Origin of the sequence: Nocardia thailandica NBRC 100428, assembly GCF_000308795.1 — a bacterium.
Taxonomy (GTDB): domain Bacteria; phylum Actinomycetota; class Actinomycetes; order Mycobacteriales; family Mycobacteriaceae; genus Nocardia; species Nocardia thailandica.
This window is the reverse complement of the sequence record NZ_BAGK01000091.1, coordinates 20,766-34,694: the sequence shown is the minus strand read 5'-3', so window position 1 is coordinate 34,694 and position 13,929 is coordinate 20,766. Positions and strand designations below refer to the sequence as shown.

Below are 13,929 nucleotides of genomic sequence, written 5' to 3'. Positions count from 1 at the left end.
TCGAGAGGACGTCATGGCCACCCAGACGCTGACCCAGCAGAACTTCGACGAGGTAGTCACCGGGAACGATGTGGTTCTGGTCGACTTCTGGGCTTCGTGGTGCGGCCCGTGCCGCAGCTTCGCCCCGACCTTCGAAGCCTCGGCGGACAAGCACCCCGACGTGGTGCACGGCAAGGTGGACACGGAGGCCGAGCAGGGCCTGGCCGCGGCCGCCAACATCCGCTCCATCCCGACCATCATGGCCTTCCGCGAGGGCGTGCTGGTCTTCGCGCAGCCCGGCGCGCTGCCACCGGCCGCGCTCGAGGATCTGGTCACCCAGGTCAAGGCCCTCGACATGGACGAGGTGCGCAAGCAGCTGGCCGAGCAGCAGGCGGGCCAGCCCGCCTCGGAGTGACTCCGCATGACTCGCATGGCTCGGATGATTCGGAATGATCCGAGCGCCCCGTGCGGCGCGGAAGCACAAGGGCCCGTTCACCTTCCGGTGAGCGGGCCCTTCGCGTAGGAGGATCAGGCGGCGAGCAGGTTGACGCCGGCGATCATGGCGCGGACGGTCGACTCGGCGCTGTCGGCGGCGAGTGCGGCGGCCCAGCCACGACGTCCGTTGAATTCACAGCGGACGAAGGTCGCGGTGCCCGCGCCGGTGTGGCGCTGGTGGAACCGCAGGATCTCGATGGGGTAGCCCTCGTCGTAGAGGGCCGAGGTGAGCGCGGCCACGGGGCTGCCCGTCGCGACGACGGTGCGCAGGTGGTCGCTGAATTCCAGCGTGGCCGCGTAGTCGGCCCCGGCGTGGGACCAGTCACCGAGGGTGATCGGCCCGTCGTGGGTGACGTAACGGTCGTGGAACTCGGCCGGGGTCAGGTCGGCGGATTCGGCGCGCAGCTCCCGGGGGGCGGCGGCGAAGAAGGCAGGATCCAGTGTCAGCAGTGTCATTGCAGGTGAGGTCTTCCCGAAGAGAGTCTTCGTCAGAGGATGGGGACCAGCAGAACAATGAGAAACAGCCCGCAGCGAGGGGGCCGGTCCGAATCAGACCCCGCTACGGCGGGTTACTACGAGAAGGAGTCGCCGCGATGCCCCCAGCGCGATCGGCGCTGCGATACGCACTGCGCTCAGCGCAGTAGCGGGGCGGTCGGCAGGATTCGGCACGCGGTCGAGGATAGTGGTGAATTCACGCGATCGCAACCTCCCGCACTGTCCGTTTTGCGTACCGGTGAGTATCATCGGCCCAGCTCACGACCGGTCGCTGTCGGACACGCGACGCTACGATGAACGGCATGGGTCTGCTTGTCTTCCTGACGATCCCCGGGCTGGCGCTGCTGCTGATCGCGCTGGCCGGGCTGGAGGTGGCCTTCGGCAGGCTCACCGGTTCCCGGGTGCTGCCCTGGAGCAGGGGCCGCTCGGGCACGCCCGTGGCGGCGGCCGGATTCGAGGAGGTCACGGCCGTCTTCCAGGGCGCCAAGCACCACGAGTTCGAGCAGCGGCGCACGACGCTCATGCACCGGGAGGACCTCGCGGACGGCGCGCCCCCGCGCGACGAGATCGACCTGTCGGCGGGCGCGGCCCGCCTGGTCGTCCGGCCCGCCCGCGACGGCGCCCCCGCCTGAGCCCGGCGGCCCGGCGCGGGTCCGCGCCCGGCCGCTGTGCCCTTCGTTACTGTGACGGAGCGGACAGCGGCCGCACCTCGGCCAGCGCCCTCGGCTCGCCGTCCACCTCGAGCTGCAACCGCAGCGACCGCTCCCCCACCACGGTGCGCACGGTCACCTTGTCCGCGGCCATGACCGGGCCGACGTGCTCGACGACGGCGCGATACGGCGTGGCGTGCCACTCCGGGTGCGCGGCCAGCGCCTCCTCCACCGCGATCCAGTACACGGCGTTGTTCACGTGTCCCAGCCGGTCGACGTCGCTGACCCGCAGCGGGAACGCGGTGAGCTCGGCGTCGAGGGTGGTCAGCGGGGTCAGCGCCGCCTTCCATCGCAGCCGGTGCTCGGTGGTCGCGGCGAGCATGGGGGCCATGAACCGGTCGCTCATCCGCGCCGGGCGGCCCGCGACCGGGTCGACGTGGATGAGGAAGGCCTGCGCCTCGAGACGGCCGCCGCGTTCCCCCGTCACCCGGATGCGCATGTCGCACCAGCGGTTGGACAGGGCCGCGGGCCAGCGCCGCAGGTGCGCCCGGTCGCCGAAGGTCAGCGGCTCGTAGACGTCGATGACCGTGCGCCGCACGATCCAGCCCTGATGGGTGTCGCCGTCCTCGACGGCGCCGAGGTGCTCGAACCCGATGTCCTGCAGATAGCGGGCGGCCGCGTCCAGGCGCAGCCGGTCCTCGGCGTCGGTGTCGCCCAGACGGACCGGCCAGGACACCGCGAACGCGCGGTCGAGGTCCGGGCAGGGGGGCAGCGGGTCGGGCAGCACCTCGTCGGTCATCGTTGTGATGCTGCCACAGCGCGGCACCCGGCGCGGGTCGCGCGGCCCGCGCGCCCCGGTTTCCGGTCCGGAAAATCCGCGCCGACCGGCCGAACTGCGCGATCGTCCCGCACCGCCGTTGGCCCCGGTGACACCGCCCGCGGCCCGTCCTACGGTGAGGCGTCCACGGGCCGCGACGGGCCCGCCGGACCCGGGGAGCCGCCATGTCCAGCATCTACGACCGCCTCGGCGGCCACGACACCCTGCACCGGCTCGTCACCGACCACTACCGCCGGCTGTTCACCGATCCCCTGCTGGCCGACTACTTCTCCGCCGCGAACCCGAACCGGCTCGTCGAGGCGCAGGTGCGGTTCCTCGGGCAGGCCCTGGGCGGCCCCGAGGTGTACGCGGGCGAGCCGCTGCGCGCCGCGCACGCCGGATTGTCCATCACCCGGGCCGATTTCGAGCGGGTGGCCGCGCACCTGGCCGACGCGCTGCACGCGGCCGGGATCCCGGCCGCGACCGCGGGCGAGGTGCTCGACGCGCTGGCGCCGCTGTCGGGGGAGATCGTCGAGACGGACTGATCAGGTCGTCGCCCGGGCGCCGGTGTCCTGCCAGACCCGGCGCCAGGCCGCGAGATCGGTCAGCTCGGCGGGCACCGGCTGCCCGCAGGCGCGCGCCCGGTCGATCAGCGTGAGCAGCACCGGCAGGAAGGTCTCGAACCGCGCGGGCACGCACACCCCGCGCCGCCAGTCGCTGATGCGCTGCAACCGGACCGCGCCGTGGTCGTGGCGGCATCGCGCCGCTCTGGTGCGTTCGCGCGCGGCGGCCGCGACCCCTTCCAGGGTGGGTCGCCCGGCGCACCGGTAGAGCGCGTCGAGGCGGCGCGCGAACTCGGCACGGGCCCTGGGTTCCACCGCGGTCATCGTTCCCCCGATCGTCCGGGCCGGGCGGCCGGCCCGGCGGTCGTTCGATTGTCCGCCGCGGCAACGACTCCCGCGGCGGACTCGGGTCACGAGGCGGTCACTAGTGCGCGGCGGCGTCCCAGCTGCGGCCGGTGCCGACCGAGACATCCAGCGGCACCGACAGTTCGATGGCCGAGGCCATCTCCTCGCGGACCAGCGCCTCGAGCCGCTCGCGCTCCCCCTCGGCGACCTCGAGCACGAGTTCGTCGTGGATCTGCAGCAGCATGCGCGAACGCAGGCCCGCGGCCTGGATCGCGTTCTGCACGTTGATCATCGCGACCTTGATGATGTCGGCGGCGGTGCCCTGGATCGGGGCGTTGAGCGCCATCCGCTCGGCGGCCTCGCGGCGCTGGCGGTTGCTGGAGTCCAGGTCGGGCAGGTAACGGCGGCGGCCGAACAGGGTCTGGGTGTAGCCGACCTTGCGGGCCTGGTCCACGACGTCGGCCAGGTAGTCACGGATGCCGCCGAACCGGTCGAAGTAGACGTCCATCTGTTCCTTGGCCTCGGCCGTGCTGATCCGCAGCTGCGCGGACAGGCCGTAGGAGCTCAGCCCGTAGGCCAGGCCGTAGGACATGGCCTTGATCCGGCGCCGCATCTCCGGGGTGACCTCGGTGAGCGGGATGTCGAAGGCCTTGGAGGCGACGAAGGTGTGCAGGTCCTCGCCGGAGTTGAACGCCTCGATCAGGCCCGCGTCGCCGGACAGGTGCGCCATGATGCGCATCTCGATCTGGCTGTAGTCGGCGGTCATCAGCTCGGCGTAGCCCGGGCCGACGACGAAGGTGTCGCGGATCTGGCGGCCCGTGTCGGTGCGGATGGGGATGTTCTGCAGGTTCGGCTCGGTGGACGAGAGCCGCCCGGTCGCGGCGATGGTCTGGTTGAAGGTGGTGTGGATGCGGCCGTCGTCGGCCACCGCCTTGAGCAGGCCGTCGACGGTGACCTTGAGCCGGGTGGCGTCGCGGTGCGCGAGGAGGTGCTCCAGGAACGGGTGGCCGGTCTTCTCGAACAGCGATTCCAGCGCGTCGGCGTCGGTGGTGTACCCGGTCTTGGTCCGCTTGGTCTTGGGCATGTCGAGCTCGTCGAACAGCACCACCTGCAGCTGCTTGGGCGAGCCGAGGTTGATCTGCTTGCCGATCACGCCGTACGCGGCCTCGGCGGCCTCGGCGACCCGGTCGGCGAACTGGCGCTGCAGGGCCTCCAGCTGCGCGACGTCGACGGCGATGCCCGCGTCCTCGAGGGTGGTGAGCACGTCGAGCAGGGGCAGTTCCATCTCGTCCAGCAGCGCGGTGGACTCGATGGCGGCCAGCTCGGTGTCCAGGGCGTCGGCCAGGTCGGTGACGGCGCGGGCGCGCAGCATCTCGTCGCGGGCCGTCTCGGCGGCGACGGTGTCCTCGTCGTCCAGGAGCGAGAGCTGGGTCTCCCCGGTCGACTCGGCGCGCAGTTCGCGCTTGAGGTAGCGCAGCGACAGGTCGTCGAGGTTGAAGCTGCGCTGACCCGGGCGTACCAGGTAGGCGGCGAGCGCGGTGTCGCTGCTCAGTCCGCCCAGTGCCCAGCCGCGCCCGCGCAGCGCGTGCCGGGCGGCCTTGGCCTCGTGCACCGCCTTGGGCACCGCCGGGTCGGCCAGCCAGTCGCCCAGCGCCGCTTCGTCTCCGGGGGTCAGCACGGTGACGTCGATGTAGCCGCTCTCGCCGTCGCCGGCGGCGATCGCCAGCGCGCGCACGTCGCCGTGCGCGGGCGTGCCGTTGCCGACGATCGAGACGCCGTGGCGCACACCGGCTTTCGCGTGCTCGGCCAGCCAGTCCGCGACCGCGCCGACCTCCAGGGCGGCCCCGCTGATCTCGAACCCGGACTCGGCCTCGGGCTCGGCCGAGCCCAGGGTGTCGAACAACCGGTCGCGCAGGACCCGGAACTCGAGGTCGTCGAAGAGCTGGTGGATCTTCTCCCGGTCCCAGGGCGCCTTGGCCAGCTGGTCGGGGGTGTAGGGCAGCGGAACGTCGCGCACCATCTCGGTGAGCTGACGGTTCAGCACGACGCCGGACAGGTTGGCGCGCAACGCGTCACCCACCTTGCCCTTGACCGTGTCGACCTTGTCGACGAGCGTGGCCAGGTCGCCGTACTCGCGGATCCACTTGGCCGCGGTCTTCTCCCCGACGCCGGGGATGCCGGGCAGGTTGTCGCTCGGGTCGCCGCGCAGGGCCGCGTAGTCGGGGTACTGGGCCGGGGTCAGCCCGTACTTCTCCTCGACGGCGGCGGGGGTGAACCGGGTCAGGTCCGAGACACCCTTGCGCGGGTAGAGCACCGTGACGTCGTCGTCGACCAGCTGGATGGCGTCGCGGTCGCCGGTGACGATGAGCACCCGGTAGCCCTGGGCCCTGGCCTGGGTGGTGATGGTGGCGATGAGGTCGTCGGCCTCGTAGCCCTCGATGGCCATCACCGGGATACCGAGCGCGCCGAGGACGTCCTTGGTGAGTTCGACCTGGCCGCGGAACTCGTCCGGGGTCGCGCTGCGATTGGCCTTGTACTCGGGGTACGCCTCGGTGCGGAAGGTCTTGCGGGAGACGTCGAACGCGGCCGCGACATGGCTGGGCTGCTCGTCGCGCAGCAGGTTGATCAGCATCGAGGTGAAGCCGTAGACGGCGTTGGTGGTCTGGCCGGTCACCGTCTTGAAGTTCTCCGCGGGCAGCGCGAAGAACGCGCGGTAGGCCAGCGAGTGCCCGTCCAGGAGCAGCAGCGTGGGCCGGGCGCCGTCGGCGCCGGAGGTGGTCGTTGTCGATGCCTGGACACTCGTCGGTGAACTCACGCCGATGAGTCTAGGGACCGGCACCGACACCGGCGAACGCCGCCGCGCCGGACACCGCGCCGCCCGGACGGGGTGGATACCCGCAGCTGGGAAACCGGACTGTGCGAGACTAGGCATGCCTTACCGAAGTATGGTCAGCCTTTCCCAACCCCAGGAGTCACCGTGATCGACCGGATGGCCGCGGCCGGACTGCCGTCGGTGACCGCGCAGCTGTTCGGCAGCGGACTGATCGGCCTGCGTGAGGGCCTGGAAGCCGGCATCGTGGTGATGATCCTGGTCGCCTTCCTCGTCAAGGCCCAGCGCCGCGACGCGGTCAAGTGGGTGGCCACGGGGGTGGGCGGCGCGGTCGCCATGGTGGCGATCATCTTCCTCGGCGTGCACTACGGCACCTCGACGATCACCGGCCTCGCCGCCGAGCTCGTCGCGGGCCTCGCCTCGCTGGCGGCGGTGGCCATCGTGACCTGGATGGTGCTGTGGATGCGCACCGCCGCGCGCACGATCTCCGGGGAGCTCAAGGCGGGGATGGAGCGGGCGCTGGTGGTCGGCCCGACCGCGGTGTTCACCCTGGCCTTCCTCGCCGTCGGACGCGAGGGCGTCGAGACCGCGCTGCTCATGGTCGGTTACGCGGAGAACGCGGGGGGCAGCCAGTGGCCCCTGATCGGGCTGCTGCTCGGGATCGCGCTCGCGGTGGTGCTGACCGTCGCGCTGTACTACGGCGCCGTCCGGATCAACTTCGCGGTCTTCTTCAAGGTCACCGGCGTGCTGCTGATCGTCGTGGCGGCGGGCATCCTCGCCTACGGCGTGCGCGCGTTGCAGACCGTGGGCTGGCTGCCCGGGCTCGGCACGGGCGCGTTCGACATCTCGTCGTGGTTCGACACCTCGAGCTGGTACGGGACCATCGCCCAGGGCATCTTCAACTTCCGTCCCGACCCCACCGTGCTGCAGGTGGTGGCGTGGACGGGCTATGTCGCCGTCGTCACCGCGCTGTTCCTGCGCCCGGTGAACGAGCCCGGCGACCGGGGTGGGACACCGACACCGGCTGCCGAATCGGCAGCCCGCACGGACAAGTGAAAGGTCTGCCCCTGTGCGAGCACATGTAGTCGCGACGCTCACCGCGCTGTCGCTGCCGCTGGCGCTGGTCGCCTGCACCAGCAAAAGCGAGAGCGCCGCCGGTGACATCACCGTCACCGCCGACGACAGCACCTGCGCGCTCTCGCGCGACACCGCCGAGACCGGCACGGTGACCTTCCGCATCACCAACGGCGGCAGCAAGGTCACCGAGTTCTACGTCTACGACAGCGCCGAGCGGGTCGTCGGCGAGATCGAGAACATCGGCCCCGGCCTGACCCGGCAGCTGATCGTGTCGGTCGGCGAGCCCGGGACCTATCGCACCGCGTGCAAGCCCGGCATGGTCGGCGACGGCATCCGCCACGACTTCACCGTGACCGGCGCCGCCAAGCCCGCCAACGCCTCGCCGGAGCTGGCCGCGGCCGCCGCCGCCTACAAGCAGTACCTGACCGCCCAGATCGCCACGCTGCAGGACTCGACCAAGTCCTTCGTCGACGCGGTCCGCCGCGGCGACATCCCCGCCGCCAAGCAGCTGTTCCCGGTCAGCCGCACCTACTGGGAGCGCATCGAGCCCGCCGCCGAGGCCTTCCCCAACGACCTGGATCCGCGGGTCGACCAGCGCGAGGCCGACCTGTCCCCCGGCGACGCCTGGACCGGCTTCCATCGCCTGGAGAAGGACCTGTGGGTGCAGGGCCTCCAGCCCGACACCACCGCGATCGCCGACCGGCTGCAGGCCGACATCTCCGAACTCGCGGGCGGCGTGAACGCCAGCGGCTACGTGGTCGACCCGGTGCAGGTCGCGGGCGGCGCGCAGAGCCTGCTCGACGAGGTGGCCCGGACCAAGATCACCGGCGAGGAGGACATCTTCTCCCACACCGACCTGTGGGACTTCCAGGGCAACGTGGAGGGCTCGAAGGCGGCGATCGCCAGCGTGCGGCCGATCCTGGACGCGCGCAACCCCGATCTCGGCACGCAGATCGATCGCCGCTTCGCCGAGCTGGAGGCGGAACTCGCGAAGTACCGGGCGGGCGCCGGCTTCGTCTCCTACGACACCGTCACCGCCGACCAGCGGGCCGCACTGGCGCGGCACATCGACGCGCTCTCGGCCGTCGTCAGTCAGGTGCAGGGCATTGTCGCCCAGTCCTGAACGCGGGCAGGGTCTCTCGCGCCGCGGCCTGTTCGCGGGCGCGGGCGTCGGGGTGGCCGCCGCGGGCGCGGGCGTGCTGGCGGGCAGGCTCTCGGCCGGGTCCGGCGACGCCGCGCCCGCCACGGTGCCGTTCCGCGGCGCCCACCAGGCGGGCATCGTCACCCCGGTGCAGGATCGCCTGCACTTCGCCACCTTCGACGTGCAGACCCGGTCGCGGGCCGAGCTGATCCGGCTGCTCGAGACCTGGACGGCCATGGCCGAGCGGATGACCGCGGGCCAGGAGGCGACGCCCGGCGGTGCCGTCGGCGGGGCGCCCTACACCCCGCCGACCGACACCGGCGAGGCCCTGGATCTGGCGCCCTCGCGGCTGACGCTCACCCTCGGCTTCGGGCCGTCGCTGTTCGTCACCGCCGACGGCACCGACCGGTTCGGCATCGCCGAGCGCAAACCGAAGGCCCTGGTCGACCTGCCGAAGTTCAGCGGCGACATGCTCGACCCCGCGCGCTGCGGCGGCGACCTCGCGATCCAGGCGTGCGCCGACGATCCCCAGGTGGCCGTGCACGCGGTCCGCAACCTGGCCCGCGCCGGGTTCGGCGTGGTGTCGGTGCGCTGGTCGCAGCTGGGTTTCGGCCGCACCTCGTCCACCTCGACCAGCCAGGCGACCCCGCGCAACCTGCTCGGTTTCAAGGACGGCACCCGCAACATCAAGGCCGAGGACACCGCCACCGTCGACCGGTTCGTCTGGGTCGATCCCGCCGACGACCAGGCGTGGATGGCGGGCGGCTCCTACCTGGTCACCCGCCGCATCCGCATGCTCATCGAGCCGTGGGACCGCACCAGCCTGCACGAACAGGAGCGGGTCATCGGCCGGACCAAAGGTACGGGCGCGCCGCTGGGCGGCCGCGACGAGTTCGACGAGCTCGACCTGCAGTCGGCCGGCCCGTCCGGCCCGCTGATCGACGCCGACGCGCACGTCCGGCTTGCCTCGGCCGAGGAGCTCGGCGGGATCCAGATCCTGCGCCGCGGCTACAACTTCACCGACGGCTCGGACGGTTTCGGCCACCTCGACGCCGGCCTGTTCTTCATCGCCTACTGCCGCGATCCGCAGAAGCAGTTCGTGCCGATGCAGCACAACCTGGCCCGCCGCGACGCCCTCAACGAGTACATCCGGCACGACGGGTCCGCGCTCTTCGCGGTGCCGCCCGGCGTCGCGGACGGGTCCTATTGGGGCGCTTCGCTGTTCGAGTCCGGACATCCCTGACCCGCGCGGCCCGGCGCCGAGCCGGGCCGCGCGGCGGGGGCCGCTCAGTCCACGCCGAGGTAGGCCGATTTCACGGCCGGGTCGTGCAGCAGTGCCGTGCCGGCGCCGGACTTGGTGACCCGCCCGGTCTCGAGGATGTAGGCGCGGTCGCTGCGGGTCAGCGCCTGCTGGGCGTTCTGCTCGACCAGCAGCACGGTGGTGCCCTGCTGGTTGATCTCGGTGATGATCTTGAAGATCTGCTGGATCACCATCGGCGCCAGCCCCATCGACGGCTCGTCGAGCAGCAGCAGGCGCGGCCGCGCCATGAGCGCGCGCCCGATGGCCAGCATCTGCTGCTCGCCGCCGGACATGGTGCCCGAGACCTGCTTGCGCCGCTCGGCCAGCCGGGGGAACAGCTCGAACACCCAGTCCAGGGTCTTCTGGTACTCGGCCTTGGTGTCGAACGGGCGTCCGTAGCAGCCCATGTCGAGGTTCTCCAGCACGGTCATGCCGGGGAACACCCCGCGGCCCTCGGGCGACTGGATCAGCCCCGCGACCACGCGCTCGTGCGCCTTCATGGTGCTGATGTCGCGGCCCTGGAACAGGATCTGTCCCGCGCTCAGCGGCAGCAGCCCCGACAGCGCGCGCATCGTGGTGGTCTTGCCCGCGCCGTTGGCGCCGAGCAGGGTGACCATCTCCCCCTCGCGCACCGACAGCGAGATCCCGTGCAGCGCCTGGATCCGGCCGTAGCCGACCGCCATGTCACGCACCTCGAGCAGCGGCGCCTCGGACGCGGCGGGGGCCTGCGACGCGGCGGCGCCGGCGGTCGCGGCCACCCCCTCGGCGGCGGCCGCGACCGCCTCCTCGCGGACCTCCGCGACCGAATCCGCGTCCGGCACACCGAGGTAGGCGGCGATGACGGCCGGGTCGTCGCGGATCTCGGCGGGCAGCCCGTCGGCGATCTTGCGGCCGAACTCGAGCACGACGATGCGGTCGGTGACCCCCATGACCAGCCGCATGTCGTGCTCGATGAGCAGCACGGTGTAGCCGTCGTCGCGGATCTTGCGGATCAGGTCCATCAGCGCCGACTTCTCGCTGGGGTTGAAGCCGGCCGCCGGCTCGTCCAGGCACAGCAGCTTGGGCTCGGTGGCCAGCGCGCGGGCGATCTCCAGGCGGCGCTGGTCACCGTAGGAGAGATTGCGGGCCTTCTCGACCGCCCGCGGGGCGATCCCGACGAACTCGAGCAGGGCCATGCCGCGCTCGATGGCGTCGTGCTCCTCGCGCCGGTGCCGGCCCGTGCGGAAGACCGCGCCCGGCACCGAGGTGCGGTGGCGGGCGTCGGTGCCGACGACGACGTTCTCCAGCGCGGTCATCTCCCCGAACAGGCGCACGTTCTGGAAGGTGCGCGCGATGCCGAGGCGGGTGATCTCGTTGCGTTTGGTCTTGCCCAGCGGCCTGCCGTCGAAGGACACGGTGCCCGCCGAGGGCCGATATACCCCGGTGATCGCGTTGAAGCAGGTCGTCTTGCCCGCGCCGTTGGGGCCGATCAGGCCGAGGATCTCCCCGCGCCGGATCTCGAAGGACACGTCGTCCAGGGCCGTGAGGCCGCCGAAGCGGACGGTCAGGCCGTCGGTGCGCAGCAGCGGTTCGCCGATGCCGGTCTCGATCTCGCGGTGCGGGGCGACCACGTCGGCGACCGCCTCGGCGTCGCCGAGCACCGGCAGCACCGCGGTGACGTCGACGTCGCCCGCGGTGGGCTGCGGCGGCGGCGCGGCGTAGCCGGCCGACATGTCCTCGTTGTCGTAGAGCGCGTCACCCGCGCCGGGGCCGGTCATCGTCGAGCTCCGATCGCTTCGGCCCGCGCCGGGCGGCGCACGGCCTGGTACACCTGCCGCCCGTAGGTCAGCAGTTTCTGGCGGGCCGGGAACAGGCCCTGCGGGCGCAGGATCATCATGACCACCAGGGCGATGCCGAAGTAGAGGTACTTCAGGTCGCCGAGGGTCTGGGCGCCGCCGGGGCGGAAGAGCAGGACGCTGCCGGCGAGGAGGGCGCCGAACACACCGGTGCCGACCAGGCCGGTGATCAGCCCTCGCCGCGGCCAGGCGCCGAGCGTCCCGGCGAACTTCTTCCACACCACCAGCAGCGCGACGAAGACCGCCACGTCGACGGCGAGCAGCAGGTAGCCGGTGGTCTCGTTGTCGACCAGCTGCACCGACTGCAGCCGCTTGGGCAGGTAGGCCACGATGAAGGCGCCGACGATGACGCCGAGCTTGTTGCCCTGGCCGCCGATGACGACCATGCACAGGAACAGCATCGAGTTGATGATGTTGAACTGGGCGGGATTCACGAACTGCACCTGCCCGGCGTACATGGCGCCCGCGACGCCGCCGATGCCCGCGCCGATGACGAAGGCCCACAGCTTGAACCGGAAGGTCGGCACGCCCATGATCTCGGCGGCGTCCTCGTCCTCGCGGATGGCGACCCAGGCGCGGCCGACCCGGCTGCGCTCGAGATTGCCGACCACGACCAGCACCACGACCACGAATCCCATGGCCAGCCAGTACCAGTAGGTCCCGTAGCCCGCCCGCTCCAGCGGGTTCCAGCTGGACGGATCGCCGGTGTTCTTCACCCCGAACACGCCCTCGGGCTGCGCGGCGGACTCGCCGACGCGCGGGTACTGCACCTGCGACAGGCCGAGGCTGCCGTTGGTCAGCGGCACCAGGTTGTCGGCGAGCAGGCGCACGATCTCGCCGAAGCCGAGGGTCACGATGGCCAGGTAGTCGCCGCGCAGGCGCAGGGTCGGCGAGCCGAGGATCAGGCCCGCCGCGGCGGTGAAGATCACCGCGAGCGGCAGGCAGAACCACCACGCCCACCGCACGTCGAGCCAGGTGTCGGTCTGGTTCCAGGGGCTGTTCGGGCTGGTCAGCAGGCCGACGGTGTAGGCGCCGACGGCGAAGAAGCCGACGTAGCCGAGGTCGAGCAGGCCGGCCTGGCCGACGACCACGTTCAGGCCGATCGCGATCAGCGCGAACATGGCGACCTCGAACATGGTGAGCCCGAAGCTGTAGGAGGTGGTCGCGACGCCCGGCGGCGGGAACACCGGGAGCAGGGCGAGCAGGGCGATGATCGGCACGCCGACCAGCCACTGCTGCTGCCGGGTCAGCCCGTCCCACCAGTCGCGGAGGCCGTCGCCGAGGCCGCGGTGCGGCGCCGGGGCGGCGGTGGTCGTGGTCTGGCTCATGCGCGGGCCCTCCCGAGGCTCTCCCCCAGGATGCCGGTCGGGCGCACCATCAGCACCAGCACGAGCACCACGAAGGCGACGACGTCACGCCACTGCTCGCCGAGCAGGGCCTGACCGTAGTTCTCGGCCAGCCCGAGCAGCAGCCCGCCCAGCAGCGCACCGCGCAGATTGCCGATGCCACCGAGCACCGCGGCGCTGAAGGCCTTCACGCCGAGGATGAAACCGCCGTTGAAGATGATGCCGCTGGGGATCTTCAGCGCGTACAGCGTGGCGGCGGCGCCCGCCAGCAGGCCGCCGATGAGGAAGGTGACCATGATGACCCGTTCCCGCGAGACGCCCATCAGGGTCGCGGTGTCGGGGTCCTGGGCGACCGCGCGGATGCCGCGGCCCAGCTTGGTCCGGTTGATCAGCAGGTCCGTCGCGGCGGCCAGCGTGACCGCGGAGACCACGATGATGATGGCGACGTTGGTGACGTCGGCGCCGAAGAAGCTGAACTGCACCGTCGGCGCGACCAGCTTGATGGGGTCCTGCGCGCTCGGCCCGCCCATGCCGGGCCACAGCTTCGGCAGCACGAACGCCACGAACTGCTGGAGCACGAAGGACATGCCGATGGCGGTGATCAGGAAGCTCAGCGGTTTGGCCCCGCGTTTGCGCAGCGGCCGGTAGGCCACCCGCTCCAGGCCGACCGCGGCGCCGCCGGCCACGGCCATGCCGATGGCCATGGCGACGCCGAGATAGACCACCGTGAGCACGACGCCCTGCTGGTAGACGTTGGCGTTCGGCGAGAACCCGAGCAGCATGAGCCCGGCGTACTGGCCGAACAGGCCGAGCATGAAGATCTCCGAGTGCGCGAAGTTGATCAGCCGCAGCACGCCGAAGACCAGGGTGTAGCCGACGGCGACCAGTGCGTAGACCGAGCCGTAGGTCAGCCCGTCCACGGTCAGTCGCCAGAATCCGTCCACGACGGCCGAGACGTCGAATTCTATTGTCGAGTCCGCCAGCGGTATCGCGCTGAGCAGTGCCGTTGCTGTCATCCGTGTTGCGCCCTCATGGTTTTCGTCTCAGACGAACGGC

At 71.5% G+C, this 13,929-nt stretch carries 13 protein-coding genes and 1 pseudogene; 6 read left to right on the top strand and 8 right to left on the bottom strand.

From position 1 onward, the window contains the following. Window positions 1-13: 13 nt before the first annotated feature. Window positions 14-394 carry a thioredoxin gene (gene trxA, locus ON36_RS09310; protein ID WP_043650419.1) on the top strand — a complete coding sequence of 127 codons (381 nt, stop codon included), beginning with the start codon at window positions 14-16 and terminating at the stop codon, window positions 392-394. A 113-nt stretch (window positions 395-507) separates the two neighbouring features. Here trxA and ON36_RS09305 read toward each other — a convergent pair whose 3' ends face one another. Next, window positions 508-930: a 2-isopropylmalate synthase gene (locus ON36_RS09305; RefSeq protein ID WP_043650416.1), complete on the bottom strand. Its 423-nt coding sequence runs from the start codon at window positions 928-930 to the stop codon at window positions 508-510. 341 nt (window positions 931-1,271) lie between these two features. Here ON36_RS09305 and ON36_RS09300 point away from each other — a divergent pair, with 341 nt between their 5' ends. After that, the gene (locus tag ON36_RS09300) at window positions 1,272-1,601 is read left to right on the top strand and encodes a DUF6191 domain-containing protein (RefSeq protein ID WP_043650504.1); all 330 of its coding nucleotides are present in this window, start codon (window positions 1,272-1,274) and stop codon (window positions 1,599-1,601) included. 46 nt (window positions 1,602-1,647) lie between these two features. Here the strand turns inward: ON36_RS09300 and ON36_RS09295 are convergent, their stop codons facing one another. Next, window positions 1,648-2,418: an acyl-[acyl-carrier-protein] thioesterase gene (locus ON36_RS09295; protein WP_043650415.1), complete on the bottom strand. Its 771-nt coding sequence runs from the start codon at window positions 2,416-2,418 to the stop codon at window positions 1,648-1,650. Window positions 2,419-2,621: 203 nt separating this feature from the next. Between ON36_RS09295 and ON36_RS09290 the strand changes: the two genes are divergently transcribed. Further along, window positions 2,622-2,981 carry a group I truncated hemoglobin gene (locus ON36_RS09290; RefSeq protein ID WP_043650412.1) on the top strand — a complete coding sequence of 120 codons (360 nt, stop codon included), beginning with the start codon at window positions 2,622-2,624 and terminating at the stop codon, window positions 2,979-2,981. Here ON36_RS09290 and ON36_RS09285 read toward each other — a convergent pair whose 3' ends face one another. Further along, window positions 2,982-3,323: a hypothetical protein gene (locus tag ON36_RS09285; RefSeq protein ID WP_043650411.1), complete on the bottom strand. Its 342-nt coding sequence runs from the start codon at window positions 3,321-3,323 to the stop codon at window positions 2,982-2,984. Window positions 3,324-3,423: 100 nt separating this feature from the next. Next, a complete protein-coding gene (polA, locus tag ON36_RS09280) occupies window positions 3,424-6,159 on the bottom strand; it encodes a DNA polymerase I (protein ID WP_043650409.1) in 2,736 nt (911 codons plus the stop codon). Window positions 6,160-6,333: 174 nt separating this feature from the next. Between polA and efeU the strand changes: the two genes are divergently transcribed. The 3 genes from efeU to efeB are packed head-to-tail and all read left to right on the top strand — an operon-like array spanning window position 6,334 to window position 9,635. Beyond that, entirely contained in the window at window positions 6,334-7,230 is an 897-nt protein-coding gene (efeU, locus tag ON36_RS09275; RefSeq protein ID WP_043650503.1) for an iron uptake transporter permease EfeU, read from the top strand. A gap of 13 nt (window positions 7,231-7,243) precedes the next feature. Beyond that, on the top strand, window positions 7,244-8,374 hold the full coding sequence (gene efeO / locus ON36_RS09270; protein ID WP_043650407.1) for an iron uptake system protein EfeO: 1,131 nt from the start codon (window positions 7,244-7,246) through the stop codon (window positions 8,372-8,374). Next, window positions 8,358-9,635: an iron uptake transporter deferrochelatase/peroxidase subunit gene (efeB, locus tag ON36_RS09265; protein WP_043650405.1), complete on the top strand. Its 1,278-nt coding sequence runs from the start codon at window positions 8,358-8,360 to the stop codon at window positions 9,633-9,635. The genes efeO and efeB overlap by 17 nt, the downstream gene beginning before the upstream one ends. Before the next feature lie 44 nt (window positions 9,636-9,679). Here the strand turns inward: efeB and ON36_RS36065 are convergent, their stop codons facing one another. The 4 genes and pseudogenes from ON36_RS36065 to ON36_RS09250 form a co-directional block, all read right to left on the bottom strand. Beyond that, window positions 9,680-10,375 (bottom strand): ABC transporter ATP-binding protein, encoded by a 696-nt coding sequence (locus tag ON36_RS36065; protein WP_245558021.1) that lies wholly within the window; start codon window positions 10,373-10,375, stop codon window positions 9,680-9,682. A 120-nt stretch (window positions 10,376-10,495) separates the two neighbouring features. Next, window positions 10,496-11,449: pseudogene (locus ON36_RS36060) on the bottom strand (ABC transporter ATP-binding protein); the annotation flags it as partial. Next, window positions 11,446-12,855, bottom strand: a complete 1,410-nt coding sequence (locus tag ON36_RS09255; RefSeq protein WP_043650402.1) for a branched-chain amino acid ABC transporter permease — start codon at window positions 12,853-12,855, stop codon at window positions 11,446-11,448. The gene ON36_RS09255 and the pseudogene ON36_RS36060, both read right to left, overlap by 4 nt. Beyond that, a complete protein-coding gene (locus tag ON36_RS09250) occupies window positions 12,852-13,889 on the bottom strand; it encodes a branched-chain amino acid ABC transporter permease (protein ID WP_043650399.1) in 1,038 nt (345 codons plus the stop codon). The genes ON36_RS09255 and ON36_RS09250 overlap by 4 nt, the downstream gene beginning before the upstream one ends. Window positions 13,890-13,929 lie beyond the last annotated feature (40 nt).

Bases quoted from the DNA above. Each gene is read 5' to 3' on its own strand.
- trxA (WP_043650419.1), top strand. From the start codon at position 14: ATGGCCACCCAGACGCTGACCCAGCAGAACTTCGACGAGGTAGTCACC.
- ON36_RS09305 (WP_043650416.1), bottom strand. From the start codon at position 930: ATGACACTGCTGACACTGGATCCTGCCTTCTTCGCCGCCGCCCCCCGG.
- ON36_RS09300 (WP_043650504.1), top strand. From the start codon at position 1,272: ATGGGTCTGCTTGTCTTCCTGACGATCCCCGGGCTGGCGCTGCTGCTG.
- ON36_RS09295 (WP_043650415.1), bottom strand. From the start codon at position 2,418: ATGACCGACGAGGTGCTGCCCGACCCGCTGCCCCCCTGCCCGGACCTC.
- ON36_RS09290 (WP_043650412.1), top strand. From the start codon at position 2,622: ATGTCCAGCATCTACGACCGCCTCGGCGGCCACGACACCCTGCACCGG.
- ON36_RS09285 (WP_043650411.1), bottom strand. From the start codon at position 3,323: ATGACCGCGGTGGAACCCAGGGCCCGTGCCGAGTTCGCGCGCCGCCTC.
- efeU (WP_043650503.1), top strand. From the start codon at position 6,334: ATGGCCGCGGCCGGACTGCCGTCGGTGACCGCGCAGCTGTTCGGCAGC.
- ON36_RS36065 (WP_245558021.1), bottom strand. From the start codon at position 10,375: ATGGCGGTCGGCTACGGCCGGATCCAGGCGCTGCACGGGATCTCGCTG.
- ON36_RS09255 (WP_043650402.1), bottom strand. From the start codon at position 12,855: ATGAGCCAGACCACGACCACCGCCGCCCCGGCGCCGCACCGCGGCCTC.
- ON36_RS09250 (WP_043650399.1), bottom strand. From the start codon at position 13,889: ATGACAGCAACGGCACTGCTCAGCGCGATACCGCTGGCGGACTCGACA.